This is a genomic window from Streptomyces tibetensis (assembly GCF_040647715.1).
GTDB lineage: Bacteria > Actinomycetota > Actinomycetes > Streptomycetales > Streptomycetaceae > Streptomyces > Streptomyces tibetensis_A.
On sequence record NZ_JBEZCR010000022.1, the window covers coordinates 41,336 to 67,087 of the forward strand.

Annotated in this window: 22 protein-coding genes and 1 pseudogene; 7 read left to right on the forward strand and 16 right to left on the reverse strand. The window is 70.7% G+C overall.

Features of this window, described 5'->3' with window-relative positions:
- Positions 1 to 97 precede the first annotated feature (97 nt).
- From AB0B29_RS36695 to AB0B29_RS36760, 14 genes and pseudogenes are all read right to left on the reverse strand, one after another.
- On the reverse strand, positions 98 to 1,651 hold the full coding sequence (locus AB0B29_RS36695) for an FAD-dependent monooxygenase (protein WP_362246908.1): 1,554 nt from the start codon (positions 1,649 to 1,651) through the stop codon (positions 98 to 100).
- Between the two features lie 109 nt (positions 1,652 to 1,760).
- Positions 1,761 to 2,135 (reverse strand): hypothetical protein, encoded by a 375-nt coding sequence (locus AB0B29_RS36700; RefSeq protein WP_362246910.1) that lies wholly within the window; start codon positions 2,133 to 2,135, stop codon positions 1,761 to 1,763.
- Between the two features lie 58 nt (positions 2,136 to 2,193).
- Complete coding sequence (locus tag AB0B29_RS36705; protein ID WP_362246912.1) at positions 2,194 to 2,715, reverse strand: roadblock/LC7 domain-containing protein; 522 nt, start codon at positions 2,713 to 2,715, stop codon at positions 2,194 to 2,196.
- 38 nt (positions 2,716 to 2,753) lie between these two features.
- Positions 2,754 to 3,566 (reverse strand): hypothetical protein, encoded by an 813-nt coding sequence (locus tag AB0B29_RS36710; RefSeq protein ID WP_362246914.1) that lies wholly within the window; start codon positions 3,564 to 3,566, stop codon positions 2,754 to 2,756.
- Entirely contained in the window at positions 3,563 to 4,012 is a 450-nt protein-coding gene (locus AB0B29_RS36715) for a hypothetical protein (RefSeq protein ID WP_362246916.1), read from the reverse strand. The genes AB0B29_RS36710 and AB0B29_RS36715 overlap by 4 nt, the downstream gene beginning before the upstream one ends.
- A gap of 519 nt (positions 4,013 to 4,531) precedes the next feature.
- Positions 4,532 to 5,689, reverse strand: coding sequence for an NAD(P)/FAD-dependent oxidoreductase (locus tag AB0B29_RS36720; protein ID WP_362246918.1), 1,158 nt, complete (start codon positions 5,687 to 5,689; stop codon positions 4,532 to 4,534).
- Positions 5,686 to 5,883 (reverse strand): ferredoxin, encoded by a 198-nt coding sequence (locus tag AB0B29_RS36725; RefSeq protein ID WP_362246920.1) that lies wholly within the window; start codon positions 5,881 to 5,883, stop codon positions 5,686 to 5,688. The genes AB0B29_RS36720 and AB0B29_RS36725 overlap by 4 nt, the downstream gene beginning before the upstream one ends.
- 42 nt (positions 5,884 to 5,925) lie before the next feature.
- Complete coding sequence (locus AB0B29_RS36730; protein WP_362246922.1) at positions 5,926 to 7,110, reverse strand: cytochrome P450; 1,185 nt, start codon at positions 7,108 to 7,110, stop codon at positions 5,926 to 5,928.
- 295 nt (positions 7,111 to 7,405) lie between these two features.
- The gene (locus AB0B29_RS36735) at positions 7,406 to 9,565 is read right to left on the reverse strand and encodes a SpoIIE family protein phosphatase (protein ID WP_362246924.1); all 2,160 of its coding nucleotides are present in this window, start codon (positions 9,563 to 9,565) and stop codon (positions 7,406 to 7,408) included.
- A gap of 82 nt (positions 9,566 to 9,647) precedes the next feature.
- Complete coding sequence (locus AB0B29_RS36740; RefSeq protein WP_362246926.1) at positions 9,648 to 10,001, reverse strand: DoxX family protein; 354 nt, start codon at positions 9,999 to 10,001, stop codon at positions 9,648 to 9,650.
- The gene (locus AB0B29_RS36745; RefSeq protein ID WP_362246928.1) at positions 9,998 to 11,965 is read right to left on the reverse strand and encodes an acetoacetate--CoA ligase; all 1,968 of its coding nucleotides are present in this window, start codon (positions 11,963 to 11,965) and stop codon (positions 9,998 to 10,000) included. Before AB0B29_RS36745 ends, AB0B29_RS36740 begins: the two co-directional genes overlap by 4 nt.
- A pseudogene (locus AB0B29_RS36750) lies at positions 11,962 to 13,547 on the reverse strand (bifunctional 3-(3-hydroxy-phenyl)propionate/3-hydroxycinnamic acid hydroxylase). Before AB0B29_RS36750 ends, AB0B29_RS36745 begins: the two are co-directional and overlap by 4 nt.
- Positions 13,548 to 13,566: 19 nt before the next feature.
- Positions 13,567 to 14,505 carry a fumarylacetoacetate hydrolase family protein gene (locus tag AB0B29_RS36755; protein WP_362246932.1) on the reverse strand — a complete coding sequence of 313 codons (939 nt, stop codon included), beginning with the start codon at positions 14,503 to 14,505 and terminating at the stop codon, positions 13,567 to 13,569.
- 30 nt (positions 14,506 to 14,535) lie between these two features.
- A complete protein-coding gene (locus AB0B29_RS36760) occupies positions 14,536 to 15,681 on the reverse strand; it encodes a VOC family protein (protein WP_362246934.1) in 1,146 nt (381 codons plus the stop codon).
- A gap of 135 nt (positions 15,682 to 15,816) precedes the next feature.
- Between AB0B29_RS36760 and AB0B29_RS36765 the strand changes: the two genes are divergently transcribed.
- From AB0B29_RS36765 to AB0B29_RS36790, 6 genes are all read left to right on the forward strand, one after another.
- Positions 15,817 to 16,473 carry a TetR/AcrR family transcriptional regulator gene (locus AB0B29_RS36765; RefSeq protein WP_362246936.1) on the forward strand — a complete coding sequence of 219 codons (657 nt, stop codon included), beginning with the start codon at positions 15,817 to 15,819 and terminating at the stop codon, positions 16,471 to 16,473.
- A 137-nt stretch (positions 16,474 to 16,610) separates the two neighbouring features.
- A complete protein-coding gene (locus tag AB0B29_RS36770) occupies positions 16,611 to 17,012 on the forward strand; it encodes a hypothetical protein (protein ID WP_362246938.1) in 402 nt (133 codons plus the stop codon).
- A gap of 133 nt (positions 17,013 to 17,145) precedes the next feature.
- A complete protein-coding gene (locus AB0B29_RS36775; protein WP_362246940.1) occupies positions 17,146 to 17,979 on the forward strand; it encodes an alpha/beta fold hydrolase in 834 nt (277 codons plus the stop codon).
- Positions 17,980 to 17,998: 19 nt separating this feature from the next.
- Positions 17,999 to 18,904, forward strand: coding sequence for an alpha/beta fold hydrolase (locus tag AB0B29_RS36780; protein ID WP_362246942.1), 906 nt, complete (start codon positions 17,999 to 18,001; stop codon positions 18,902 to 18,904).
- Complete coding sequence (locus AB0B29_RS36785) at positions 18,901 to 20,430, forward strand: FAD-dependent oxidoreductase (RefSeq protein WP_362246944.1); 1,530 nt, start codon at positions 18,901 to 18,903, stop codon at positions 20,428 to 20,430. Before AB0B29_RS36780 ends, AB0B29_RS36785 begins: the two co-directional genes overlap by 4 nt.
- 59 nt (positions 20,431 to 20,489) lie before the next feature.
- On the forward strand, positions 20,490 to 21,815 hold the full coding sequence (locus AB0B29_RS36790) for an amidohydrolase family protein (protein ID WP_362246946.1): 1,326 nt from the start codon (positions 20,490 to 20,492) through the stop codon (positions 21,813 to 21,815).
- 334 nt (positions 21,816 to 22,149) lie between these two features.
- On the opposite strand, the gene AB0B29_RS36795 is transcribed toward AB0B29_RS36790, so the two are convergent.
- Both AB0B29_RS36795 and AB0B29_RS36800 read right to left on the reverse strand, forming a co-directional pair.
- Positions 22,150 to 23,877, reverse strand: a complete 1,728-nt coding sequence (locus AB0B29_RS36795; RefSeq protein ID WP_362246948.1) for a glycoside hydrolase family 6 protein — start codon at positions 23,875 to 23,877, stop codon at positions 22,150 to 22,152.
- 85 nt (positions 23,878 to 23,962) lie between these two features.
- Positions 23,963 to 24,127, reverse strand: coding sequence for a hypothetical protein (locus AB0B29_RS36800; protein WP_362246950.1), 165 nt, complete (start codon positions 24,125 to 24,127; stop codon positions 23,963 to 23,965).
- Positions 24,128 to 24,898: 771 nt separating this feature from the next.
- Between AB0B29_RS36800 and AB0B29_RS36805 the strand changes: the two genes are divergently transcribed.
- On the forward strand, positions 24,899 to 25,752 hold an 854-nt coding region (locus tag AB0B29_RS36805; RefSeq protein ID WP_362246952.1), incomplete at its 3' end, for a cellulose-binding domain-containing protein.

Here is a 25,752-nt window from a genome sequence, read left to right on the forward strand (position 1 = left end):
TCCGTGCCACACCACATTGGTCACCGATCACCGGGTGCGGCTGATCCACTGGCAATCCGTCAAGGAGACACGGCCTAGGTGTGCAGCTGACGGACGCCTATGACAGTGGGTCTTGGGCTTTCTGTCGTAGGCGTTCGTAGGGGGTCGGCAGCCAGCGGTCCAGGTAGGCGCGCAGACCCGCGAGGTCGGTGCCGCGGGCCAGGTACCCCACGTATCCGTCGGGCCGTACGAGGGCGTGGCTGGGGCCCGGCCAGGGGCTGCGCGGGCCCAGGTGGTGCACGGTCAGCAGATCGCGCCGTCCGCCCGGGGGCAGGTCCTCGGGCCAGACGTGGGCGGGGCCGGTGAGCAGCAGGTGGTAGCCCGGTCCGGCGAGGCGTCGCTGGAGTCCGGCCGGGGTGTCGGGCAGGCGGTCTCCGGCGCGGGGCCCCTGCCGGGGGCGGTGCCGCCCGGTGACGGACGCGGGGCCACGGCGGTACTGGATGCCGAGTTCGGACACGGTGCGGAACAGGCGTGCCCGGGCACCGGTCGCGCGCAGCAGCAGCGGGGCGATGTGCGGGGCGAGCCGCGTCCGTGCCAGCCGCAGGGCCGGATGGCTGCCCGTTCCGACGGTGAAGGCGCGGTCGGTGAGGCGGCGTACGCGGTGGCCGACCGGGGCGCGCTCCGCCTCGTACGTCTCCAGCAACTCCTCGGGTGCCGCGCCACGGCAGACATGGGCGAGCTTCCAGCCCAGGTTGAGCGCGTCCTGGATGCCGGTGTTCATGCCCTGTCCCCCGGCCGGGCTGTGGATGTGTGCCGCGTCGCCGGCGAGGAAGAAGGGGCCCCTGCGGTAGTGGGTGGCGCCGCGGTTGTGGATGCGGAAGCTCGTCATCCAGACCGGATCGCGCAGAGACAGGCTGTCGGGTGTCCAGTCGTCCGCGATCCGCTGGAGGAGGTCCAGGCTCACCTTGCCGCCGACGGTGCCCGGCGGATGCATCGCGATCATCCGCCAGGTGGCCGGAGTCCCGAGCGGGAAGAAGAACAACAGTCCGGCGGCGGTCATGTACGTGTGCGCGGCGCCCGGTTCGAGTCCGTCGGCCTCCAGGTCCGCGAGCAGGAACGTCTGCGGATAGGCGTGCCCCTCGAAGCCGATGCCCGCCTGGGAGCGCACGGTGCTGTGTGCGCCGTCGCAGCCGGCCACGTAACGGGCCCGTACGCTCTCCTCGGTCCCGTCCCCGTGTCGCAGGCGGCAGGTGACGTACTCACCCTCCGGTTCGGCGCCCAGCAGCTCGGTGCCGCGCTCGACCGTCACGTCCCGCGCGGCCAGATGGGCCGTCAGGGTCGCTTCCGTCTGCGACTGCGGGAGGAAGAGCAGGAACGGGTACGGCGTGTCGTCGCAGCCGACGTCGAACACCGGGACGCGCAGCACCCGCCGGGGCAGGTGCAGGTGCAGCCCGACCGTCGCGTTGCCCCGGTCGACGAGGTCGTCCGCCACGCCGAACGCGGACAGCATCTCCAGGGTCCGGGGCTGGATCGCCGGGGCCCGCGACTCCCGGGCGCGGTCCGAAGAGCGGTCCACGATCCGGAACGGGGTTGCGTAGGCGCGCAGTTGGGCCGCGAGTGCGAGTCCGGTGGGGCCCGCGCCCACCACGAGCACGTCCAGGGGTGCCGTCATGACACACACCGTAGAGGGGGCCGGGCGGGAGCATGCCGTCGCCGTGCGGCGTGCCGGGGCCCTCCGCTACACGTGCTGCGGCGGAGGGCTCCTGTCCGGTGGTGCGGGTTCAGACCTCCAGGTCGGCTTCGATACGGCGGAGCTGGTGGCGGGCCATCGCGAGGTTGGCCCTGCTCGCGTCGAGCACGAGATAGAGGAAGAGTCCGCTGCCTCCGCGCCCCTTCAGGAGGCGGATGAGGTGGTACTGGGTGTTCAGCGTGATCAGGATGTCCTCGATCTCCTCCTTCAGGCCAAGGTGCTCCATGGTGCGCAGCTTGGACCGCACGACGTCGGTGTTGCCCGCGGCGGCGACTTCCAGGTTGAATTCCTTGCCGCCGCCGAGGGTGCCGAGGGCCATGCCGCTGGTGTAGTCGACGAGGGCCACGGCCGTGGCTCCGTCGATGGAGCTCAGGCATTCCTTCAGCGCGGTCTCCGTGTTGGCCATGCGCTCGGTTCCTTTCCTTCGGTCTTCTGCTTGGGTGGGTCGTGTGGTCCGGGTGGGCTCAGATGCCGGTCTGCGGGCGCGGCAGGTGCGTGGGCCGCTGCGGGGTGCGTACCGGGAGGGTGCCGATGGGGCGGTCGGTGGCCGGGGGCACGGTCGCGAGGTGCTCTTCGGGCGCCGGCCGGTCGGCGTGGCGGCCGGTGCCGGGCCCCACGCGTGTGGCCAGCAGGTCGGCGATCCGTGCGCCGCTGCGCCGGCCCTCGAGGTGGAGACGGCCGACGTTGACACGGTCCTCGGCGAGGAGCGTGAGAACGGCGGTGGTTCCGGCGGCGTAGGTGGCGACGTAGCCACCGGAGCCCCGCACCAGCAGTTCGCGGAAGTCGCCGCGGGCGGCGGCGTCGGTCATGCGGTGGGCGACACCGAGGGCGGCGGCGGTGAGCGCCGCGAGTCCCTCCGGTTCGGTGTCCGGCACGTCGTGGGCGAGGACGAGTCCGTCGACGGTGGCCGCGAGGGAGCCCGCCAGCCGGGGTATGCGGGTGCGGAGCCGACGCAGTTCGTCCAGGACGTCGGTCTCGACGGCCATGAGCAGTCTCCTTTCGGCACGCTGTCTTCGCGCGCGGATCACAGTGCCTCCAAGGCGTGCAGGAGCCGTCGCAGGAGTGCGGTGTCGGGCTCGTCCGGTGCGGTGGGACGAGGAAGGGGGCCCGGCTCGGCGGCCACGGGAGCGGGGGCTGGGGTGGGGACGGGGGCCAGGGGGGCTACGGGAGCCACCAGCCCGGCGGCCGCGAGGCGGCGGAGTTCGACGAGGGTGTGGAAGGTGCGGCAGGCCAGGGCCGTGGCGATCTGGGCGGCGGTGCGGACACCGTCGACCTGGGCGAGGGTCCGGCCGCGGCGGGCCGGCAGGTCGGCGGTGTCCGGGCCGGGCACGCGGGCCAGCGGAGCGCGGTCGACGGCGGGTTCGGGCCATATGCGGTGCAGCAGTTCGCGGCGGCGTCTGGACTCACGCAGGACGGTGTCCACCGGTACGGCCCGGACCGCGCCGAGCCAGTGTGCGGCTCCAGGGCGGAACCGCAGAGCCGGTGCGTCGTGGGCGAGGACGAAGTACGCCGCGTCGAAGAGGGCGCCCAGGTGGCACAGTTCCAGGGCGCCGACAGGGAGCTGACCGCTGTCCACCAGCTGCTGTCCGACGCGGCAGCGGCGCCCGGCCTGGTCGATCGCCTCCCACCAGCCGTCCGGGGCGAGCGCACCGCTGTGGGTGAGCAGGTCGCCGAGGTCGGGGGTGACGGCGGATTCGACGTGGACGACGCGTCCCGCAGCGAGGTAGACGATCCCCGACTCGGTGGACAGGGCGCCGGTCGCCCCCTGCGCGGCGAGGGTGCTCAGCAGGGCCGAGGCTGGTCGGTCCGTGTGCGGGGCCCGGGTCGGTGTGGTCATCCGAGCACCAGCCGGTCCGTCAGCTCGGCCAGCCGGATGCGGGCCAGGGCCAGGTTCCCTTCGCCGCGGTCGAGCCATAAGTGCACGAACACGGTGCTGTCGAAGGTCGTCGTGACGAACCTGAGCAGGTGGTACGAGTCGGCGTTCGTGATGATCAGGTCCTGTACGGGGGGCTCCTTGCCGGACGGCTCGTCGGGTCTGCCCGGAGCGCCGCCGCCGGGCGATGCACCCGTGCCGTCAGCCGACGGTCCGGTGAGGGCGAGGGCGCCGCTCTCGGTGGCGAGGCGGGCGAGTTCGGCGGTTTCCGCTGCCGTCGCCTCCGCGTCTCCACCGGGTGCGTCACCCACCGCCCCCAGGGCGAGACCGCTGATCCAGTCGACCACCGACGCCCCTCGAGCACCTGGCAAGCGCATGGCTTCCAGCAGACTCTCGTCGATTCCGGGCACGCCGAATCCCCTCCCCCTGCACGGCCGTTCCCGCGAACGTGAGCACGACACTACGGAATGTGGTGGTCGCAGGTGAACGCTTTGGCATTTTCCAAAGGAATGTGCAGGGAAGCGGGCGGGGGGTGAACGGGGTTGGTCGGAAGTGGGCAGGATGCATCGCGGGGGCTCACGGGGCAGTCCGGCCGTCCGCCCCGACCTGCGCCTTCACGACTTCGGCACACCAGGGCACCCCTGCGGCGGTTCGCATGCTCGACGAGCTTTCGCAGGTTTCAGCAGGACTCATGCCGACCACTTACTGACTTCACTGACGGGCAATCAAGCGATGTGTGCGGCTTCGCCCCGCGCCGTCAGGCATCCACCCACGACGATCTCGACGCCGAGCGGGAGTGGTCGTGGCCGGCTACCCGTGCGGATCGTCAGCCGCCTGATGAGCCTGGCAGATCGACGCGTGCTGCCGCTCGCGCTCGCCCGCAAAACCACCCCGCGGCACTCTTACGTGGTGCCGCTCACCCGCCGCCGTCATGGTGACGGCGGCGAAGACGTGGCGGCCAAGGCCCGTAGCGCGGCGACCGGTTTGCGCAGTCCGTAGGCGACCACCGTCGACGTTCCGTCGGCATGGCTCCAGGTCAGCAGCGCGCGGCCGTCGGTCACGCTGCCCTGCACCGAGGTGGGTTCGCCGATGAGCGGCAGAGGGCCGACGACCTTGACTGCGAGACCGGCGATCTCGGTCCAGAAGTAGTCGTCGTTCGGCGGTCCCGGCGCAGGGAGACCGAGGGCGGAGGCCGCCGCCGTCCTGCCCTGGGCGACGGCGTTGGACCAGAAGGGCGCACGCCGGTCGGGCCGTGTGCCGTCCCCGCGGAGGTAGGTGACGTCACCGGCGGCGAACACACCGGGCGCGGTGGTGGCGCAGGCATGGTCGATGCCCACTCCGAGGCGGTCGGCGAGGCCCGTCCCCGCCAGCCAGCTGACGCAGGGTAGTTCTCCGGCGCAGGTGACCACCAGATCCGCGGTGAGTTCGGTGCCGTCGGGGAGCGCCACTCCGCCCACGGGGTCGCCGGTCAGGGTGGCGAAGCCGGTGGCCTGCACGAAGCGGATTCCGTACGCCGCAGCGCGTGCGGTGATCGCGTCCGCCAGACAGCCGCCGAGGATGCGTTCCAGCGGTTGGTCGGCGTCCACGACGGTGACCGGGATGCCGCGGGCGGCGCAGGCGCTGGCCACCTCCATGCCGAGGAATCCGGCGCCGATCACGATCGCCGAGCTGGCGTTCGCCAGGCGAGCGCGGAGCAGGCGGGCGTCGTCCAGTGTGCGCAGGACGAGTTCGCCCCGCTGCCGGGGGGCGGCGAGCCGGCGGGCGTCCGCGCCGGTGGCGACGATCAGCGCGTCGTAGCCGGTCTGACGGCCGTCGGCGGTTGTGACGGTGCGGCGCCGGGTGTCGGCGGTGACGGCGGGCGAGCGGACAACCTCGGCGTCGATGCCGTCCAGGGCCAGACCGAGGGTGTCGTCAGCGGCCGGGTCTTTCAGGACGGCTTTGGACAGAGGCGGGCGGGAGTAGGCGCCGTGTTCTTCCGCGCCGATGATCGTGAGGGGCCCGGTGTGTCCGAGGGTGCGCAGGTGGCGGGCTGCGGTGATACCGGCGAGTGATTCGCCGACAATGAGCACCGAGCGCCGTGCGGTCACGACAGGACTCGCAGCGCGGCGACCGGGCAGGCGTTGACGGCCGCGCGGGCGGCGAGTTGATGCTCGTCGGGGACTTCGGCGCCCTCGAAGTGGTAGGTGAGTTCGGCGTCGTCGTCCAGGCTGAAGATGTCGGGAGCCTGGTCGGCGCACAGGCCGTGGCCTTCGCAGCGTGGATGGTCGACGGAGATCTTCATGGTGCTGTCCTCAACAGTCCTCGAGAGGGCGAGCGGCGGGGCTCAGGCCGGGATGAGTTCGAGCGGCAGGCGCTCGAGGCGGTGGATGATGTTGTTCAGGGCCCACTCGGGTGGGCCGGTGGCCTCGATGCGGTCGACGCGTTCGACCAGGGCGTGGAGGATCGCGGAGGTCTCCATGCGGGCCAGCCCCTGGCCCGCGCAGCCGTGGGTGCCCTGCCCGAAACCGAGTTGGCGGGCGGCGTCACGGCGGATGTCGAACGTGTCCGGGTCGTCCCACTCCAGCGGGTCGCGGTTTGCGGAGCCGTAGAGGACCAGCACCCGGGAGCCCTTGGGAAGGGGGACGCCCTCCAGTTCCGTGTCGCGGGCGGCGGTGCGGGAGAAGGCGCGGATCGGGGATTCATAGCGGACGACCTCGTTGACCGCCTTCGGGACGAGGCCGGGGTCCGCCTTCAGCAGACGCCACTGTTCGGGATGGGTGGCGAACAGGTGCAGAGCGCTGGCTATGGCGCTGATCGTTGTGTCCAGGGACGGCGCCAGGTAATCGATCATCATGGTGGCGCACTCGGCCGGCATGATCCGGCCCTCCTCGGACGCGCGCAGCAGGTCGTGCCCCATGCTGCCGTCCAGCACGGACCGGTCACGCACGACACCGCGCGCGTAGCGCAGCATGCCGAGGGACGCAGGAAGTGTGCGGACCGCCTGGCGATTGAGCGGGCCCAGCGCGTCGAAGGTGGCGCCGGCCCAGCGCAGCAGGTGCTCACGGCCCTGCTGGGGCCAGCCGACCAAGTCGGGGACGACCGACATCGGCAGCGCCGTGGCGACCTCCACCGCGTCGACCGTCCGCCGGGCGACGGCTGCCGCGACCACGGCGGCCGCCTGCTGCTCGACCGTGTCCTTCATCCTGCGCAGTGCCCTGGGGGTCAGGCGGTGCGCGAGGAGGGAGCGGCGGCGGGCGTGCTCCTCGCCGTCACTGCACAGCGTGGTGCCCTGGCCCACGCGGTTGGCGACAGGGTTGAGGGCGACGCCGCCCGAGGAGACGAAGGTCTCGTCGTCCAGCAGCACCTGCTTGCATTCGGCGTAGCGCGGCAGGGCGTGAACCTTGTGCTTGCTGAGCCGGACCACAGGGCCGAGGTCACGCAGCGCGGTGTAGTGCGGATACGTGTCGCGGATGGCCGACGCCGCGTACAGGTCGGGGTGGTAGACGGGAATCTCCGTACGCATGGGCATGAGGAAGCCCTCCTGAAGAAGCCGTGAAAGAGCGGGGCAAGGCGGTGGGCGTGGGGCGGGCCGGTCCGTGGACGGCTGACGGGAGCGCGGCCTCGGTAAGTTCCCGCTCCTCATCGCGTTGCGCAAACGGGCCCCCGTCAGCGCAGCAACGTCGTAGTGACGAAATACTCAAGCTTGATGGAACGTGCCGTCAAGAGGTACGGCAAAGAAGACGATGAACTCATCAGAATTGCGGGTTCTTTCCTGCATGCCGCGGCCGGTTCCTGGTCTCGCAGCTCGCCCCGCTCGGCGCCGGCTACAGGACGGAGGCCGGCTCCGAGGGCCCGGCGTGATTCCCCTCGCCCAGCTCGGCCCAGACCGTCTTGCCCTGCCGAGCATGACGCGTCCCCCAACGTTCGGTGAGCTGGGCGACGAGCAGCAGGCCGCGTCCGCCTTCGTCGAAGGCGCGGGCCCGGCGCAGGTGGGGGGTGGTGCTGCCGGCGTCGGACACCTCGCACAGGAGGGAGCAGTCACGGATGAGACGCAGGCGGATGGGGGGCCGGCCATAGCGAATGGCGTTGGTGACCAGTTCGCTGACCACCAGTTCGGCGATGAAGCCGAGGTCCCCCAGTCCCCACGTGGCCAGCTGCCGGGCAGCGCTCGAACGGGCCCGGGCGACGGCTGCCGGGTCGGCGTCCACATCCCAGACTGCGACCTGGCCGTCCCCGAGGGCACGGGTGCGGGCCAGCAGCAGGGCGACGTCGTCGTGGGGTCGGCCTGTTGCGGGCAGCAAGACCTGGAGCACGTTGTCACAGGCGGCCTCCAGGGATGCGGAGGGCTGTGCGAGGGCGTGGCAGAGGAGGGTCAGGCCTGAGTCGATGTCCCGGTCGCGGGCTTCGACCAGGCCGTCGGTGTACAGGGCCAGGAGGCTGCCCTGGGGCATCTCGATCTCCGCCGCCTCGAACGGCAGGCCACCCAGGCCCAGCGGCGGGCCGGGCGGCATGTTCAGGAGATCGACGGTACCGTCGCCGCTCACCATGGCGGGCAGCACGTGGCCCGCGCGGGCCAAGGAGCAGCGGCCGTCGACTGGGTCGTAGACGGCGTACAGGCATGTGGCGCCGATGTCCCCGGCCGTTTCGGTGTCCGGGTCGGCCGAGGCTTCGGCGGACAGACGGATGACGACGTCGTCCAGGTGTGTCAGCAGTTCCTCGGGAGGCAGGTCGATGTCGGCGAGAGTGCGGACCGCGGTCCGCAGGCGTCCCATCGTGGCCGCGGCATGGATGCCATGGCCGACCACGTCGCCCACCACCAGGGCGACCCGGGCACCGGACAGCGGGATCACGTCGTACCAGTCGCCGCCCACACCGGCCTCGGCACCGGCCGGCAGGTAGCGGCAGGCGACCTCGACGGCGGCCTGCTCCGCCGTACGCCGTGGGAGCAGACTGCGCTGGAGAGTGAGCGCTGTGGCACGGGCGTGTGTGTAGCGCCGGGCGTTGTCGATGGCCACGGCCGCCCGGGCCGCGATCTCCTGGGCGAGGAACAGATCCTCGTCGTCGAAGGGAACGGGGTTGCGGTGACGGCAGAACCGCGCGACGCCGAGAGTGGCGCCGCGCGCGCTCAGCGGCACCACCAGCGTCGAGTGGGCAGGGCGGGTGCCGAAGGCGTCGGCCGGATCCGTCGGCGTCGCCGTGTGCCGGGAGGGCCGGCCGATGGTCAGCGCGCGAGCCGTGACCGATCCGTCCGGGCAGGTGTGGCGCTCCCCCACCCGAATCGTCGGCTCCTGACCTCCTTGCGCCGTCGACGCCTGGGCGACGCGGTTCAGTACGAGGGAGCCCGGCGCCGACGTGCCGTGCCCGTGCACCACGGAGTCGAGCAGGTCGACGGTGACCAGGTCGGCGAAGTGGTCGAGGGCGAGGTCTGCCAGTTCCCGGGTGGTGCGAGCGATGTCCAGAGTGGTCCCGATGCGCAGACCGGCCTCGTTGACCAAGGACAGACGCCACTGCAGTCGCCGGTCCCGCTCCTCCTGGAACGCCGTGACGCCCTGCTCGGACGCGTCGTCCACGTATCCGTTCGCCATCACGAACAGGAGGCGCGACGCCGCGCTGACCAACTCCGCGTCCTTCGTCAGCCGCGGCATCTCGGCAAGCATTCTGTCCAGGACTACGCCCTGACCGAGCCGGAAGGCACGCAACAGTGCTGTGACCGGCGTGCCGTAACGGGCCAGTCGACGTGCGCGTTCCAGTTCGGCGGCCGGCGCATCCATCTCGCCCGGGTCGATGCCCTGTTCCAGGCCGGCCAGCACGCCGACGACATGCTCGGTGACGTTCTCGGACGTCATGCGGACGAGATCCTGATTGCTCCACAGTTCGGGAACCTCACGCCGCAGGCACCGCACCACATCGGCGATCACCTCGTCCGCCTTCGACCCGATGTCGCCGGCGACACGGGACAGAAGGGATGCGGCCGTGTACTCCACACTGTCGACGGTACGCCCCACATGAGGCCCGTGGGGCGTCGGGAACCGGCGGCTGCCCGCCTCCGGCCGGTCCCCCGGTCCGTCAGCCGGCGGCGATCGCCACCCCGGCGTACGCCACCGCCATCAGTGCCAGTGCGACGGCGGGCAGGGCCTGCGCGAGCGGGTCGCCGTGGCGCAGGTGGACCACCGCGGCGGCCACCATGAGCGCGGTCAGCCCGGCAGCGGCGGCCACCCCGAGTGGGACCGATGCCAGGCCGAGCAGGAGCCCTGCGGCTCCGGCCGCCTCCAGGACGCCGATGACGCGGTAGAGGTTCGGCGACATGCCGAGGTGGGCTGCCGCCTGGCGCATGAACGGAACCGCGGCGACCTTCGCCAGCGCCAGGGGGATGAAGATCAGCGACAGTGCGACGGCGAGGATGGTCTGCGCGGTGGTCATGCCGGTCGGTCCTTGCGTGCGGCGCCCAGGCGGGCGTAGTAGTCGATGAGGGTGGGGGCATCCACGGTGGCCGGGTTGACGACCTGTTCGACCGGGGTGCCCTGGAGGAGGCGTTTGACGGGGACTTCGAGCTTCTTGCCGGTGCGGGTGTGCGGGATGCCCGGGACTTCGAGGATCTCGTCGGGGACGTGGCGGGGTGAGGCCCCGGTCCGGATCGCCTCCTTGATCTGCTCCCGGAGCGAGTCGTCCAGGGTCACCCCGGCGGCGAGGACCACGAACAGCGGCATCCAGTAGCCGCCGTCGGGTTCCTCCGCGCCGATGACGAGGGCTTCGGTGATCTCGGGGAGGCGCTCGACGATGTCGTGGATGCCGGCGCTGCCCAGGCGTACGCCGTTGCGGTTCAGTGTGGAGTCGGAGCGGCCGTGGACGATCACCGAGCCGTGCGAGGTGAAGGTGATCCAGTCGCCGTGCCGCCAGACGCCGGAGTACGAGGAGAAGTAGGCGTCGCGGTAGCGGGTGCCGTCCGGGTCGTTCCAGAAGTACAGCGGCATGGACGGCATCGGGCGGGTGACGACCAGCTCGCCGACCCGGTCCACCACCGGGAACCCCTCGGCGTCGAATGCGGCCAGCGCCACGCCCAGGTGGGGTGCCGACAACTCTCCCGCCCACACCGGGGTGTTGGGTGCGCTGCCGGCGAAGCCCGAGACGACGTCCGTGCCGCCGCTGATGGATGCGAGGAGGACATGGTCGCCGACGTGCTCGCGGACCCAGGGGTAGGCGGAGGCGGGCAGGGCGGAGCCGGTGCAGCCGACCACGCGGATCGACGACAGGTCGTGCACCGAGGGGTCGATGCCGAACTTGGCCATGCCCAGCAGGTACTGAGGGCTGGTGCCGAAGACGGTCACCCGGTGGCGGGCGGCCAGCTTCCACAGGATGCCGGGCTGGGCGAGGGGTGCCGGGCTGCCGTCGTAGGTGCAGGTGGTGGCGCCGGTCAGGAGGGTGGAGGCGACGAGGTTCCACATCATCCAGTGGGTGGTGGTGTACCACAGGAGGCGGTCGCCGGGGCCGAGGTCTGAGTGCAGGCCGAGGGTCTTGAGGTGCTCCAGCAGGACGCCGCCATGGCCGTGGACGATGCCCTTGGGCAGGCCGGTGGTGCCGGAGGAGAACACGACCCACAGAGGGTGGTCGAATGGCACGGGGGTCGAGGCGAGTTTTTCGGTACGGGTGGCCGCGTCCTCCCACGGGACGACCAGCGAGGGATACGCCTGCGAGGGCCACGCGAGGCCCAAGTGGTCCACCAGCACCGTCGCCTTCAACGTCGGCAGTGCGGCGGCGAGTTCGAGGGTGGCCTCTCGGCGGTCGTGAGCGGTGTTGTTGAAGAGGTAGCCGTCCGTGGCGATCAGGACGGTGGGTTCGAGCTGGGCGAAGCGGTCGGCGGCGGCCTTGGGGGCGTAGTCCTGTCCGCACACCGACCACACGGCGCCCAGGCTCGCGGTGGCGAGGAACGCGACGATGGCATGCGGGGTGTTGGGCAGGTAGCCCACGACCCGGTCGCCCTTGCCGACGCCCAGGTCGCGCAGGGTGGCGGCGACGGAGGCGACTTCGGCGCGCAGACGTCTCGCGGTCACCTCATAGCAGGAGCCGGTCTCGTCGAGGGCGATGATCGCCACGGCGTCGTCGGCGAGATTGCGCAGCGCGTGGTGGGCGTAGTTGAGGGTGGCGCCGGTGAACCAGCGGGCACCGGGCATCCGCTCCTCCGCGAGGACGCGCTCGTAGGGGGTGTCCGCGTCGATGTCGAAGTACTCCCACACCGCGGCCCAGAAGCCCTCCAGGTCGGTGACCGACCAGCGGTGCAGGGCGGCGTAGTCGGCTCCTTCCCTCCCGACGTGGCGGGCGAAGTCCATGATGTGGCTGTCCGCGACGGCCTGCGGATCAGGAGTCGAGAAGGGTTCGGGCACGGTCATCGAGTGGCGCTCCTCAGCAGGCTTTTCCGGCGGTCCGTCGGGGTGGCAGGGGGCTGTGCGTCGTGTGCAGAAGTGCTGACCAGGTGGCGACGTCGGTGAAGGTGCGGGCTCCTGCCGGGACGATGTCCATGACGACGTGGTCGGGGCGCAGCAGGACGGCCTCGGCCCGGCCGGCGCGCAGCCAGGCGGTGAGCGTTCCGTCGTCGCCGAGACCGGTCACGGGGATCGCCCGGGTGCCGAGCGCCTGGGCGAGGGCGTTCAGCGAAGGCCAGGGGTCGGCGGCGGTCAGGATGGTGAAGGAGTCGCCGAGCAGTTCGTCGAGGCGGATCGGCCGTGCGTCGGCGGTGATCCACGGCTGCGGGCAGAGGGTTCCCGCGAGGCCCCTGCGGATACGGCGTCGTACGAGGGGCCCGGCGGTCAGGGGCGGGCTGAGGTCGCGGCGGACCGCCGTGGTCAGGCCGGGGATGCGGCAGGCGACGGCCAGGAGTCTGCGGCGCAGTGCGGCGGCACCGTCCTGGCCGCCGGTCATGGCCCAGCCCATGGCGACCGCGAGCCGGATCACGTGCCGGGCGTGCGGTTTGCGCTCGCTCTCGTAGGTGTCCAGCAGCCGTTCATCGCCGCCCTGGCCCAGGACGCGGGCGAGCTTCCAGGTGAGGTTGTAGGCGTCCCGCAGCCCCGAACACAGTCCCTGTCCGATGAACGGCGGGGTCAGGTGGGCGGCGTCACCAAGGAGGAAGACCCGGCCGCTGCGCCACCGGTCCGCGACGCGCGCCCGGAAGGTGTACTGCGTCTCGCGGATGATCTCGAAGTCGCCGTCGTACGAGGGCGGCAGCCACGGGGCGAGCAGCCCGCGCAGCGTCTCCTGGCCGTCCCGCATCCGGAACTCCCAACGGTAGCGGTCCTCGCCGACGCGCATGAAGGTGGCCGGGCGGTCCGGGTCGCACACCTGGTCGACGCCCTCCCAGCAGCGGACGTCTGCTGTCGTGCGGACGTCGATGACGTTCCAGCACTCCTCGAAGCGCAGGTCCTCCCAGACGGCGCCGACGGCCTCACGGGTGAGGCTGTTCGCGCCGTCGCAGCCGAGGACCGCCTCGGCCCACAGCTGGTGCTCGCCGCCGGACTCGTCGCGATAGGTCACACGCACGGGGCCGCCGGTGTCCGGGCCGACACCGGTGACCTCGACGCCGCCCCGCAGCTCGCACTCCGGGCGCCGGGCCAGGGCGTCGCGCAGCAGTCGTTCGAGCTCGGGCTGGTCGAACATGCTGGTCTGCGGGTAGCCGTGCAGGCCGTGCTCGCTGCGGCGGAACTCGGCCATCACCCGGTGCCGGGCGTCCAGCAGCCGCAGCCCGTTCGCCGGGCGGGTGATCGCGGTGAATTCCCCCTCCACGCCCGCGGCCTGGAGGATCCTGCGGACCTCGTCGTCGGCGGCGACGGCGCGCGGGAGCGGGTAGACGTCCTGGTGGCGTTCCAGGACGACGGTGCGGACTCCGCGCCGGGCGAGGAGGAGGGCGGCGGTCACGCCCACCGGTCCGGCGCCGATGATCACCACGGACACGTCCGCCCTGGTGCGTCCAAGAGTCATGTGCGGCTCACTTCGGGTGTCATGTCGCGTCCGTGACGGGGTTTCGCTGCTCGCCGAGGTCGATCCGGCCGTCGGGGGTCGCGATCGTCGCGGTCATCACGTCGCCCGCGTGCAGGTAGTGCGGGTTCTTCGCCTGGGACCTGAAGAACGCCTTCCACTTCATGGCGGGAGGCAGCAGCGCCCCGATCTTCTCGACCGGCTTGGGCGGGGCCTTGAGGGCCGTGCCGCCGGGGGTGCCGGTCAGCAGCAGGTCACCGGGGGCGAGGGTCTGGAAGCGGGCCAGCAGGGTCAGGGCCTGGGCCGGGCGAACGATCATGTCGGCGAGGGTGCGGTCCTGGCGCAGTTCGCCGTTGACGGACAGCTTCAGCCGCAGATCGAGGAGATGGGCGAAGTCCTCCGGCTCCAGCAGTGCCAGGTACGGGCCGGTCGGGGTGAAGGTGGGATACGACTTGCTCTCGTAGAACTGCGTCTTGGTCAGCTGCACGTCACGGGCGCTGATGTCGTTGGTGATCACGAGCCCGGCGACGTACGTCGGCAGGTCCCGCTCCTCGACCATGGTGCCGACGGGCAGCGGCGCGCCCATGACCAGGCCGAGTTCGATCTCGTAGTCGAGGAACTTGACGTGGGAGGGGCTGACGACGGCCTCACCGGGGCCACTGACCGAGCCGGAAGCCTTGCGGAAGAAGGCGGGCGGGATGTCGCCGGTGAAGCCCGAATCGCGGGCGTGGCTGCGGTAGTTGACCATCTGGGCGACCACCCGGCAGGGGGTGGTGACCGGCGAGAGGGCGGCCAAGTCGGCGATGGGCGTGCCCGCGTCGTCCGACCGTGCCGCCTCGCGTACGGCGTCACGGTCGGCCAGCAGCTCGGCGGTGGTGGCGGCCTTGGTGCCGACGGGGGCGGCCCGCTCGCCGCGGACCACCCACCAGCCGTCGGCGGTGCGCAGGACGTTCGTGCTCATGTCAGTGCCTTCTGTGAGAGGGTTGGGGGTTCAGGACCTGGCGGCCTTGAGCAGGCCGAACAGGCGCGCCGGGTCCATGTCGTTGTCACCGCGCAGGGCCTCGATGACGTCGCGGACCCGCTGCGGGGACGGGCTCGCCCCGAGGAAGTCGCGTGTGGCCGGCGGCCCCCACTGGGCCAGCCCGCTGGTCGACAGGGGCGCCCAGCCGGGCTCGACGTCACACGAGAACAGGTCGCCGTCGGCGAAGTGCTCCAGCATGAACCGGTCGGGGTCGCGCCAGTAGTCGAACAGCTGACTGCCCTGGATGTGCCGCCCGATGCCCCAACTGCGTTGGTAGCCGCGCTCTTTGAGGTACTCGCCGCCAGCGGCGATCGAGTCCAGGTCGGTCACCTGGTAGGCGGAGTGGACATAGCCCGTCCCCGGCCCCAGATGCATCGCCAGCGTGTGGTGGTCGGCCGGCACGCTGCCCAGGTCGCAGCGCATGAACGCCATGACCGGGCCGCGCTCGCGCTGCCCGTCCAGGAACTGGAAGTCGGACACGATCATCCCGAGGGTGTCCAGATACCAGTCCAGCGCTTGCGCGAACACCCGTGTCTCCAGCACCAGATGTCCCAGCCGCTGGATCCGCGAGGGCTCGCGCGGAGGCCGTTGCACGGCGTTCGTACGACGGTGATCGGTACCGAAGTTGAGCAGCAGCGGCCGCTGCCCGGGCAGGGCCGACAACCGCACGCCGCAGTGCACCACGCGCACCGGGAAACCCGACGGGTCGAGCAGATCGACCGCCTTGCCACCACCGGGCACGTCCGCGTCCCGCACATCGGACCCGGTGGCTCTCGCCAGCCGGTCCAGGTCGGCCCGCTCCGCCGCACGGAACGCGGGGCCGATGAAACGGGAGGTCCTTCCGCGCCGGATCACCATGCAGGGCGAGCCGGCGAAGGTGCCGCGCAGCCACAACTGCCGCTCGGTACGGGCGACGATGCCGAAGCCGAAGTCGCGAGCGAAGACCTCCGCCCGGTCCAGGTCGGGTTTCTCGAACTCCAGCCAGGCCAGGTCCGCCACCTTGACCACGGGGTTCCGGGAGCGGCCCGGATGCTCGCCCCGCAGAGCGCCCTGCTCACTGTGCAAGTCCTGGTGGGCGGTCTTGACATCAGCGCCGTGGATGCGTGTTCCAGACATGGTGCCCTCCGAGCAGCGTCGCATAATGAGGGAATCATCATGGTTGACCATATCGTCGTCAAGAGGTTCGCCCGCGAAAAATGATGAATTCATCAGAGCTGTTGTCGCCATCGCCCCCACGGCTACACTCTGTGCATGCCTAGGTCAGCCCCACCCAGCAACCGGTTCGAGCGGCGCCGCGCCGAGACCCGTCGCGCGCTCATCCACGCCGCCCGGCAGATCCTTGCCGACACCGGGGACACCAGCGCCAGCATCCAGGCGATCGCCGAGCGCGCGGATGTCGGTTTCGGCTCCTTCTACAACCACTTCGAGTCGAAGACGGAGCTGTTCGAAGCAGCTGTGGTGGACGCCCTGGAGGAGTTCGGCCAGAACTTCGACGAGCGCCTTACGGGGATCACCGACCCGGCGGAACTGGTCGCCGCGGGCTTCAGGCTCAGCGCCCGCATGGCCGACTCCCAGCCCGAGCTCATGCAGGTCGTGCGCCGCCGCGGCCTTGGTCACATCCACTCGGACAACGGCCTGGCCCGGCGGGCGCTGCGCGACCTCGAGGCCGGCTTGGCTTCCGGCCGCTTCACCCCTGTCGACCCGGCGGTCGCCCTGTCCGCACTCGGCGGAACCCTGCTCTCCCTGGTGGAGCTGAGGTTCGCCCGCCCCGACCTGGACGGTGACCAGGCCGCAGTCAACCTCGCCGAGATGGTGCTGCGTATGCTGGGCGTCCCACCGGGCGACGCTCACGAGGTCGCCCGGCGCCCCCTTCCTGACACCGCAGCACCGGCCACCCCTACGCGCTGAGCGACGAACTCGGCCGGAGGGGAACCGAGCAGCCGGAGACGCCGACACCGATCGCGACCGTAGCCGTCAGCCGGACGTTCCCCGCGGTCGTTGCCGCGCAGGGCTGCTCGCCCGACCACGACACCTGGTAGGGCTGGGTGGCGGGCGTCGGCATCCTCTGCGTCGCCATGCTCTGCCGCGCGAAGTGGTGGGGCGCACCCCGCCGTCTCCGGTTGCACGATGTGGCCGGAGCGGTCACCACTGCCAAGGCGCAGCAGGGTGTCACCTCCTCCATGGACGACACCGCCCGCGAGGTCGGATCAGCGGCCGGCATCGCCCTCATGGGTTCGATCGCGGGAAACCACTACCGGTCCGCCCTGCCCGACTACGTCGCCCAACTCCCGACCGAAGCTGCCGAGTCCGTACGCCACTCGGCAGCGGCAGGCCTCCAGGTCGCCGACCAGCTCGGCGCCCCGGGTGCGGTCCTCGCCAACGGCGTCAAGAGCGCCTTCACTCCGGTTGACCGCCGGCCGACGCCGCCCGACGCCACGCGGGGATGAGCGTCCCACGCCGCTCCGGGCGCCACCCCGGCGAGGCACTACCGGGCGCGCGCTCGACATCCAGGCCGCGAGGCCGTGACTTCCGGAGGCTTGCACTTGACACGATCACCTTTTCGGTAACAGTGTATCCATTATGAGCACCTGGTCTGAGCCGCAGCCCGATTCCCGGTTCGCCGCGGTGGATGGATTGCGGATCCACTACAAACGCGCCGGGCGCGGTCCGGCGCTCGTGCTGCTGCACGGCAGCGCTTCGTCGCTTCAGCACTTCGACCATGCGGCGGACCTGCTGTCGGAGTCGTTCGACGTCATCCGCCCCGACCTGCCCGGGTTCGGCCTGACAGGGCCTCGCGAGGACCGCGACTACCGCGTCCCGACCTACGCCGCGACGGTGGCGGACCTCCTGGAGGCACTGGGCGTTCCGCGCTACGCGGTGGCCGGCAATTCACTGGGCGGCAACATCGCCTGGAACCTCGCCCTGGACCACCCGGAGCGACTGACCGGCCTGGTGCTGGTCAATGCCACCGGGTACCCGGAGAAGGAGGTGCCGGCAGGCATGCGCCTGACCCGCAACCCACTGCTGCGCCCCCTGTTGCGGCGGGTGATGCCGCGCGGTGCCATCGAGCGCAACCTGCGCTCGAACGTCGGCCCACACTCGGCGATCGTGGACGACGCCATGGTGGACCGCGCCCACCAGCTCATGAACCGACCCGGCAACCGCTCGGCCTTCGTCGACTTCTGCAACACCGACCAGCCCGACCGCAGCGCGCAGATCCCCCGCATCACGACACCCACGCTCGTACTGCGCAGCGCGGGCATCGACGGCCAGCACTTCACCCGCGACATCCCCGGCGCCGCAGAGTCGGTGCACCCCCACAGCGGTCACCTGCTGCCCGAAGAGGAGCCCCAGTGGGTCTCGGACGCGATCGCGAGGTTCCTCCGTTCCGGCACCGACACCCGCAGGCACTGAGGCCAAGGAGGCCCGTTCCATGAAGTACTTCGTCGCACAGGGCGAGGACCGACGGCTCTCCGCCGCATCACGGCGAGCCCTGCGCGGCAGTTTCGTCGAACTCTCCGACGGCGTCACGCACTACGAGCTGAAGGGCCCCGAGGGGGGAGAGATGGTCGTGATGGCGGGCGGCCTGACCATCCCGCTCTTCTACTGGGACGGCCTCGTCGCCGAGCTCAACGCCCGCGGGCTGCGGACTCTGACCTGCAGCGCGTACGGCCGCGGTTACTCGGACCGGGTGCGGGCGCGCTACGACGAAACCCTCTTCGTGCGACAGCTGGCCGAGCTGACCGAACGGCTCGGCCTGACCACGCGTCCGCTGCACCTCGTCGGCACTTCCATGGGCGCACTCGTCGCCATGACCCACGCCGCCCGGTACCGCCCGCTGGTGTCCACCCTCACCATCGTCGGACCCGCCGGTCTCGCGAAACCACGACCGACCTCCCCTCATCGGCTGCTGCGCAACGATCTGCTGGCCGGTGTCGTCGCCCGGCGGCGCGGCCGCCGGATACTTCAGGGGCACCTCGGACACAACGTCCGCGACCCCGAGCTGGGCGCGAAACTGACGGACATGGTCCTCGACGCCTTCCGCTTCGAGGGTTCGCTGTACGCGGCTTTCGACACGCTGCAGCACCTGCCGTTCTCCGGCCGCGACGACCTCTTCCGGCAGACGGGCGCACTGGGCATTCCCACGCTGCTCCTGTGGGGCGATGAGGACCACGTCACGCCGCTGACTCACCTCAACACGGCTCGCGCACTGCTGAAGGCCCAGGAACATCACGTCATTCCCAGGTGTGGCCACATGGCCCCATTCGAACGTCCTCGCCACGTCGCCGATCGGATCGCCCCGTTCGTGGCCGCACACGCCGAAAGGCTCGGCTCATGAACAACCCACAGGTCATCGACGTACTGGTCATCGGTGCGGGCCCTTCGGGCTCTGCAGTGGCGATCGACCTCGCACGGCGGGGACTCGACGTACGGATCGTCGACAAGTCTCCCCATGCCTTCGACGGCTCCCGCGCCAAGGGCGTCCAGCCGCGCAGCCTCGAAGTCCTCGAAGATCTCGGCGCCTTGCACGACGTGCTGGCCGGCGGCAGCAGCTACCCGAAGCTCGGGCTCCATGCGGGCCCTCTCGCCGTGCCCTGGAAGATGTTCCCCCACAGGGAGGCGACCCCGGACGTCCCGCACCCGAACACCTGGCTGATCCCTCAGTTCCGCACGGACCGCGCACTGCACGCCCGGCTCGGCGAGCTCGGTCATGAGATCGAGTTCGGCAGGGAACTGACCGAGCTGACGCAGGACGAGGACACGGTGGTCGCCGAGGTGGCCGGCGCGGACGGCACGGAGGAGGTTGTCGCCCGGTACGTCGTAGGCGCGGACGGCGGTTCCAGTGCGGTGCGCAAGCAGCTCGGCATCGGGTTCCTCGGGACGACGGACGAGAGCGACCGGGTGCTGCTCGTCGACGCCTCGGTGACCGGTCTGGCCCGTAACCGGTGGCACATGTGGCCCGGCCGGGGCGGCCGCCTCATCGGCGCCTGCCCCCTCCCGCACAGCGACATGTTCCAGTGGATGTTCCGTCTCAGACCTGACGAGGAACCACCTGCGAAGCGGGACGACATCCTCCGGCGGATCCACTCCCACACCCACGACCGGCGCATTCAACTGCACGACATCCACTGGACGTCGGTGTTCCGGCCCAACATCCGCCTGGCGGAGAACTACGGCCGGGGACGCGTCTTCCTGATCGGTGACGCCGCGCACGTCCACACCCCGGCCGGCGCCCAGGGCCTGAACACCGGCATACAGGACGGCTACAACCTCGGCTGGAAAATCGGTCAGGTCCTCGCCGGAGCGAACGGGGCGCTGCTGGACACCTACGAGGCGGAAAGGCAGCCGATCGCCGCCGGGGTCCTGGGCCTGTCCACGCAGAAGTGGGGCGGCATCGCCAGGCTGGACCCGTCGAGCATGAAGCGGGGCAAGGACGAGCAGCAGCTGGCCCTGACCTACTACGGCGGTCCGCTCGCGCCGGCCGACGGCATGCGAACCTCGACGCTGCGCGTGGGTGACCGCGCCCCGGACGCCGAGCTCCTCCGCGCCGACGGGACCGGGGCCCGGCTGTTCGACGTCTGCCGCGGGCCGCACTTCACCGCCATCGCCTACGGCGCCGGTGCCGCCCGCGACCTCGAAGTGCTCGCCTGGCCGACGGCCGGCGCTCCGCTGAAGCGGCTGACGGTCGGGGCGACCGCCGCCGACGGTCTCACCCTTTCCGACCCTGAGGACACGCTGAAGGGCGCTTACGGCCTGAACGGCGACACGCTGCTGCTGATCCGACCCGACGGCTACATCGGCCACATCGCCACCCGGGACTTCCTCGCCACCACACAATCCGCCGCGCGGGCAATGACGCCATGAGCAAGGAGTCGCACCATGTCCCAGCAGAGCCGCACCTCCCCCGGTTGGGGGGCCACGGCATGAGCCGCGCACTGCTGCGCGGGGCGCAGGTCATCACGATGGCGCCGGGCCGTCCCGACGCCGAGCACGCCGACGTCCTCGTCGACGGCGACCGTATCGCCGCCGTCGGTGAGTACATCGAGGCACCCGACGCCGAAGTCGTCGACTTCTCCGGCCGCATCGTCATCCCCGGCCTTGTCAACGCCCACCTGCACACCTGGCAGACCGCTTTGCGCTCCGTGGGCGCCGACTGGACGCTGATGGAGTACCTCACCCACCTCCACGGCGAGTGCGTCGGGCACTACACCCCGGCCGACATGCACATCAGCAATCTCGCCGGCGCGCTGAACCAGCTCAACTGCGGTACGACCACCGTCGGCGACTGGTGTCACAACGTCCTGTCCCCCGAACACGCCGACGCCGCCGTCGAGGGACTGGCCCAGGCAGGGGTCCGCGCCGTCTTCCTGCACGGCACGCCCTACCGTGCGCCGGACACCCCCCACCCCCTCACCGAGATCGACCGGCTGCTCGAGGGTCCGGTCCGCGACCACGCCCTCCTGACACTGGGCATGGCGCTCCAGGGGCCGCAGTACTCCACGCCCGGCACAGCGGTGGCCGACTTCCGAGCCGGCTCGGAACGCGGCCTCGTCGTGTCGATGCACCAGAGCGGCGGAGAACCGGCACCGGGCTGGGAAGCGGTGCGCGCCGCCGGACTGTTCAGCCCTCTGACCAACATCGTGCACGGGATCGACCTGCCCGACGACTGGTTCAAGATGCTCGTCGAAGCGGGCGTCACCTTCACCACCACCCCGGAGAACGAACTGGGCCAAGGACACGGCACACCCATCACCGGGTCTCTGCTGCGTCTGGACGCGGCGCCCTCCCTGGGTACCGACATCGACACCGCCGTACCCGGCAAGCTCCTCACCGCAGCCCGCATCGCCCTGGCCCACCAGCGCGGCCTGGACCACGCCCGACACCGGCAGACGACCGGCATGCACGCCAACACTGCTTCGCTCACCGCCAAGCAGGCACTGGCCTGGGCCACGGTCGAAGGGGCGAAGGCACTGGGCCTGGCCGACCGGGTGGGCCGGATCGAGGTGGGCATGCAAGCCGACCTGGTCGCCGTCGACGCCCGGGCGTTCAACCTGTGGCCGGCTCACGACCCGGTCGCCACGGTCCTGCACGCCGACATCGCCAACATCGAAGCGGTGATGGTCGCCGGCACCTGGCGCAAACGCGATCACGCCCTGCTCACGTCCCGACTCGACGAGGTCAAGGACCAGCTCCGCGATTCCGGTGAGCGGCTGCTGCGCAGCGTCGGGCCCGCAGGCCCTCGGGACTGACGCCCCCGCAGCGGGACCCGCGCCGCACACACAGCAGAACGAGACGTGAAAGGGATCATGACGATGGCGTGACATCAGTGCAGGAGCTGCCAGTCGTACCTGCTTGTAACGTCTCAAGAACCATGAGCGCACACATGTGCTGCCGGGTTCGGCGTCTGGGTCAGCCCCGCGCACCTCTGCACCGGCGCGGTCACCGAGCTGTCGGCTGATGCCACCGGCGGCGCGGCGGCTGCCGGCCGGTCCGGACAAGCCGCGCTGCCGGTACGGAGCCCGATCCGCCGGGGCCCGGCCCTCAGGGGGTCGAGCCCCGGCGGGCGCTCACCGCGTCAAGGGGTTACGGAAGCGGCGGGTAGGCGTTCTGCATCAGTTGCCGGAACTGGGCGGAGAACCAGTGTCCCGCCACGGGCGCGTTCGGCAGTGACCCCGTGGGATTGTTGCCGTTGCGGGGGTTGCCGCCATAGGTCGGGTCGCACATGCGGTCGAACCCCTTGCCCTCGTCGTTGGGGACGGCGGCGCTGGAGCCGTCCGACTCCCCCGGCGGCTTGACCCACACGTAGGCGTCGATACCGGCGGCCGGAGCCGCGGTGGGCCGTTCGCCGATGCCCGCACCGCTCTGGTTGCACCAGTTGCCCGCGTGGATGCGCCGGTCGATGCGGCCGCCGTTGACGTAGTCGTCCACGGAGGTCATCGGTCCCGGGCCGGCGGGCCGGGCGGTGCCGCCCCAGCCGTTGCGGGAGGTGTCGATCAGCATGCCGAGTCCAGGGTCGAATCCGGCCGCGACAAGCTTGTCACGCAGCGCCTGGGCGAAGGACTGCTCGTCCGCGTACTGGTTCCAGTCCAGCCACTTCGACTGACGCACGGTTTGCCCGTTGACCGTGTCGGTGATCTTCAGGTGCGGCTCCTTCACGGGGCTGTAGTTGGCGGTGTTGACGATGAACCCGGTCACGTCTTTCACGCTCGCGCCGTTGGACGTGGCGACCTTGGCGAACTCCTGGACGGCCGGGCCGAGGTTGCTGTCCCAGCCGAGCCAGCCATGGTGGCCGGCGTCGATGTAGTTGTAGACGTTCGGGACGGCACCGAGCTTGTCGAGGGCGTAGGAGACGCCCTTCTCGTAGTTGCCGTTGGCCTTCATGGTCACGCAGGCGTCGGTGGTGGTGGGGGTGCCGCCGGCGTTGGTGACCAGGTTGGGCAGTGAGTCGGGTTCGATGATGGTGGCGATCCTCAGGGACGCATACTTCGCGTCGGAGAGGATCGAGGTGATGGGGTCGATGTACTGGGTCTTGTACTTGTCTATCTCGTCGGGCTTCAGCTCGCCGTTGGAAGCGAGGGCGGCGCAGTCACGACCCGGGAGGTCGTAGACGACCACCTGGATGACGAGCTCGCCGGAGCCCTTCTGCTTCAGGGCCTCGTCGAGGTGGTCCCGCAGACCCATGCCGCCGTTCACGCCGTTGATCGCGGCGATCCGGTCGAGCCAGACGGCGGTGGGCTGGTTGGAGATGCGGCTGCCGCCCGGCTCGGCCGCGGCCTTGGCCGACCACTCGGGGTTCACATAGGCCTTGGCTCCGACGTAGGGGTTGGCGACACGACTGCCGTCGCCACCGCCGCCCCCGCCGTTGTCCCCTCCGCCTCCCGAGCCGCTCCCGTCATCGACGTTGCAGGCCACGCCGTCGAGGGTGAACGTGGCCGGGACGGCGTTGGTGCCGCTGTAGGTGCCCTGGAAGCCGAAGCTGACCGAACCGCCGGTGGCGAGCGTGCCGTTGTAGCTCTCGTTGGTGGCGGTGACGGTGCTCCCGCTCTGGCTCATCTTGGCGTTCCAGCCGCTGGCGATCTTCTGATTGCCGGCGTACGACCACTTCACCGACCAACCCGACTTGGCGGCAGCGCTGTTGGTGATGGTGACGGCGGCAGTGAAGCCGGTGTCCCACTGGTTCTGCACCTTGTAGTCCACCGTGCAGGGTACGGAGGCGGTGGCGGCACCGGCCGGTGCCGTGAAGAGCGCAGCACCTGAGCTTCCGGTGAGCAGCGCGAGGGCGGCGAGCAGTGAGGTCCTGGTGCGACTCATGAGTGTGGGTTCCTTCTCCTTCGAGATCTTTCTACCGATCACGGCCGCGCAGGCGGTCGCGCGGTCCGTTGCAGAGGGGGTGGGCTTACCGTGGTGGTTCGAGACCGGGGGCGGGCCGCAGGCGCAGTGTCCGGGCGTTCCCGCTCCAGGCGAGGTGGGACGGACTGCGGTCGCCGAACCACTCCATGACCTGGTCGGCGACGCCGTGCGAGGAGGCGCTCGCACCTATCTCCCCAGCCGGCACAGGCACTTGCGCAGCGGCGGAAGCGAGCATGAACGTCCGCCGGCTCTCGTCGGTGCAGATGTCGGTGCAGGTGTTGAAGCTGTGGGCGTGCCGGGCGCGACCGGATTGCCCGCCGGGGCGGTGGGCAGACACCGCCGTGTTACCGGGCCGCCAGTACTTCCGCGCGTCCGCGAACCGCAGGTCGTCGGGTACGGCGCTCCTGGCCGCCGGTCGGCTCGGAGCCCGTGGTCGTGGCGGTCACCGTCATGCCGGACCGGGACAAGGCGGCGTTCCGGTCCTGGGTGAGCTTCCGACCGTCGGCCGAGGTCGAGCGGCGGTGTCCGCCTGTGCGGCGCGGCGGACCCGTCGGTACTTCTCGCTGATCCATGGAAGCCGTTGTCCCACTGGTCGTCGACGGTGTGCTCCCTCGCCCACGGACGCGTTGTTCCCTGGGCCGAGACCATCGGGTCGACCGCGGTGACGACGAGCGTGTCGGCGCCTGCAGCGGTTGAAAGTAACGAAGGTGGGGGGTGTCGCATGAGCGACTCCTTGCAGTTGAGCGCGCCGTGACCGGTGCGCCGCCTGAATGGAACCGCTCCCACTGGGTGTGAAGGAAGGTAGCGCCGAGTGGCGCGCATGCCCAGAGGTACCGCTGAACTTTCTTTGAACTAAACCGTTTTGCGCCTTCGACTCTTCAAGCGTCTTGACCGCCACCTACCGCATCCCCATGATGGGAGCGCTCCCACTGGCCAAGACTTGTCCTTCCCCGAGCCGCAAGCCGCTAGGAGGAACCAGTTCATGGATCCCGGACGCAAATCCAGAGCCGTTCGGCGGGTGTGGACCGCCGCGGCAACCGCTTTAGCCCTGCCCCTGTCGCTGCTGGCCACGGGTTCGGCCCCTGCCCAGGCGGCCGCAGTTCAGTGCAGTGTCGACTACAAGACGAACGACTGGGGTTCCGGCTTCACCGCGGATCTGACGATCACCAACCGCGGGACGGACGTCATCGACGGCTGGACCCTGACGTACAGCTACGCGGGCAACCAGAAACTGAGCAACGGCTGGAACGGCACCTGGTCCCAGTCGGGCCAGGCCGTCACCGTGAAGGACGCCGGCTACAACGGGCGGATCGCCGCCGGAGCCGCCGTCAGTACCGGTGCGCAGTTCAGCTACAGCGGCTCCAATGCCGCCCCGACGAACTTCGCGATCAACGGCACCAGTTGCACCGGTGCCCACCAACCCCCCATCACCGTGCTGACCAGCCCGGTGGCAGGCGCCGTCTACTCACAGGGCGACGCGGTCCCGCTCGCGGCCACCGCCGCGGCCGCGGACAACGCGACGATCAGCAAGGTCGAGTTCTACGACGACACCACGCTGCTGGGCACGGACACGACGGCGCCGTACTCGCTCTCGGCCTCAAGCTTGACCGTGGGCAGTCATTCGCTTGTTGCGAAGGCCTACGACAGCCTGGGCGCGTCGGCGTCGTCCACGCCGGTCGGCATCATGGTCGCCTCCGGGCCCACGGTGGTCGCCACGCCCACCCAGCTGGGTATTCAGCAGGGCAAGTCGGGCACCTACGAGGTGAAGCTGTCCAAGCAGCCGTCGGCCAACGTGACGGTGACCACCGCCCGTGCGAGCGGCAACTCGGGCCTGTC

Coding starts and splice junctions, on each gene's coding strand:
- AB0B29_RS36695 (WP_362246908.1), bottom strand. CDS start 1,651: ATGACGGCACCCCTGGACGTGCTCGTGGTGGGCGCGGGCCCCACCGGA.
- AB0B29_RS36700 (WP_362246910.1), bottom strand. CDS start 2,135: ATGGCCAACACGGAGACCGCGCTGAAGGAATGCCTGAGCTCCATCGAC.
- AB0B29_RS36705 (WP_362246912.1), bottom strand. CDS start 2,715: ATGGCCGTCGAGACCGACGTCCTGGACGAACTGCGTCGGCTCCGCACC.
- AB0B29_RS36710 (WP_362246914.1), bottom strand. CDS start 3,566: ATGACCACACCGACCCGGGCCCCGCACACGGACCGACCAGCCTCGGCC.
- AB0B29_RS36725 (WP_362246920.1), bottom strand. CDS start 5,883: ATGAAGATCTCCGTCGACCATCCACGCTGCGAAGGCCACGGCCTGTGC.
- AB0B29_RS36730 (WP_362246922.1), bottom strand. CDS start 7,110: ATGCCCATGCGTACGGAGATTCCCGTCTACCACCCCGACCTGTACGCG.
- AB0B29_RS36740 (WP_362246926.1), bottom strand. CDS start 10,001: ATGACCACCGCGCAGACCATCCTCGCCGTCGCACTGTCGCTGATCTTC.
- AB0B29_RS36745 (WP_362246928.1), bottom strand. CDS start 11,965: ATGACCGTGCCCGAACCCTTCTCGACTCCTGATCCGCAGGCCGTCGCG.
- AB0B29_RS36755 (WP_362246932.1), bottom strand. CDS start 14,505: ATGAGCACGAACGTCCTGCGCACCGCCGACGGCTGGTGGGTGGTCCGC.
- AB0B29_RS36760 (WP_362246934.1), bottom strand. CDS start 15,681: ATGTCTGGAACACGCATCCACGGCGCTGATGTCAAGACCGCCCACCAG.
- AB0B29_RS36765 (WP_362246936.1), top strand. CDS start 15,817: ATGCCTAGGTCAGCCCCACCCAGCAACCGGTTCGAGCGGCGCCGCGCC.
- AB0B29_RS36775 (WP_362246940.1), top strand. CDS start 17,146: ATGAGCACCTGGTCTGAGCCGCAGCCCGATTCCCGGTTCGCCGCGGTG.
- AB0B29_RS36780 (WP_362246942.1), top strand. CDS start 17,999: ATGAAGTACTTCGTCGCACAGGGCGAGGACCGACGGCTCTCCGCCGCA.
- AB0B29_RS36785 (WP_362246944.1), top strand. CDS start 18,901: ATGAACAACCCACAGGTCATCGACGTACTGGTCATCGGTGCGGGCCCT.
- AB0B29_RS36790 (WP_362246946.1), top strand. CDS start 20,490: ATGAGCCGCGCACTGCTGCGCGGGGCGCAGGTCATCACGATGGCGCCG.
- AB0B29_RS36795 (WP_362246948.1), bottom strand. CDS start 23,877: ATGAGTCGCACCAGGACCTCACTGCTCGCCGCCCTCGCGCTGCTCACC.